The organism is Fictibacillus sp. WQ 8-8 (assembly GCF_024494405.1).
Lineage (GTDB): Bacteria > Bacillota > Bacilli > Bacillales > Fictibacillaceae > Fictibacillus_C > Fictibacillus_C marinisediminis.
Genome location: NZ_JAMXKG010000046.1, coordinates 1 through 1,272 on the forward strand (window position 1 = coordinate 1; position 1,272 = coordinate 1,272).

A 1,272-nucleotide genomic window follows, 5' to 3' on the forward strand; every position below is an offset into this window, starting at 1 on the left:
AACAAAGAAAAATATACAAAGTCAATTGACAGATCTAACATAGAATCAAAAACAGCAGACAATCAAGAATAATAATTAGAAAGCAACCACAACAGGTTGCTTTCTTTTATTAGATTCCTGTGTGCTTAACAGTTGAAATATTTTTTCAAGTAAAACACCCGAAAATATAGAAATGAAGCAGTGCTTTAGTTGATCCTCTGTACTGTAATAACCAATTTACAAAAGTAGCCTATCTAAGCCTATGGCACTAATAATCAACCGTTGTTTTTTACTTCCCAGTAATTTTTGAGACCAATCGACGAATCCACCATCACCAATGTTATGTTCTTCTCCGTTTATCTTCGTGATGACAGTAAATTGTAAACCTTTATAATACTGATTTTCTAAATTAGGCTCCTTTATTGATACTTTAATCGAAAACCGTTTCCCAAGCTGTGCAACTCTCCGCAGCAACCCTTCGGAATCTTTATAACCATCACGGCCACTTAGGATAACCTCAATATCTGATTGGAACAATGATTGGAATATATCTTGGTACACGCTTATGTGCTCCCAAAATGATTGCTTTTCGAACTGAAGAACCTGTATCTGTACCAGAAGTGACCATACAGAACAGATGAAAATGTGGAAACATTCCAGGATTATTGAAATATTGAGTTCTAACATGTCGATGGGTTGTGCATAAGCGGATATAGTCCTCCCTGTTGCTCTTTTTGCGTGATTTTAACAAATCGCTAATATGCAAAGCTAGAAGGTTGGTCGCGTCTGACACTACTTCAGTTCCTCTGATTGCAGAAAGCACTTTATTTTGATCGACTGTCGCTACAACAGAACAAGATCCTAAAGGAGCCACGGGAGATAACTGAACTGGTGTAGCGAAATGGTTGCTTGCTATTTTCAAAATATCTAGTTCTAGTTGCTTTAACTGGATAGGATCAACTGAAGCAGGATGCACCGAACGGTTTACCTGGTACCTTTTAAGTAATTCGCTGGGAACTAACCTCTGGGTCTTCTCTCGAAAAACATAAAGTAAGAGCGTGTATAAATCGGTTTCTGGTATTCGATAAGTTAGTAATTCAACGATCTGTTCCACACCCAGTTCTTTAACAATTCGCTCAAGAATATATGATGGATCTGACTCCATTGCGGTACCCCCTTTACTTCCAGTGTTTAAAGGCAAAAATCGCTCCAAATATGGGACGTTCCGACTACTATGCTTAAATATGATTAGAGTCCTTTTTTTCTAATTGTTCCTTCTGTATAAAAGAAAAC

2 protein-coding genes are annotated in these 1,272 nt (G+C 37.3%); both read right to left on the reverse strand.

What is annotated here, in order from left to right:
- Positions 1–216 precede the first annotated feature (216 nt).
- On the reverse strand, positions 217–540 hold the full coding sequence (locus tag M1K46_RS25485; RefSeq protein WP_256228233.1) for a hypothetical protein: 324 nt from the start codon (positions 538–540) through the stop codon (positions 217–219).
- On the reverse strand, positions 497–1,144 hold the full coding sequence (locus M1K46_RS25490; RefSeq protein ID WP_256228234.1) for a hypothetical protein: 648 nt from the start codon (positions 1,142–1,144) through the stop codon (positions 497–499). Before M1K46_RS25490 ends, M1K46_RS25485 begins: the two co-directional genes overlap by 44 nt.
- Between the last annotated feature and the right edge of the window lie 128 nt (positions 1,145–1,272).

What these genes read in the sequence shown, in the direction of transcription:
- M1K46_RS25490 (WP_256228234.1), bottom strand. Translation starts at nt 1,144, where the DNA reads ATGGAGTCAGATCCATCATATATTCTTGAGCGAATTGTTAAAGAACTG.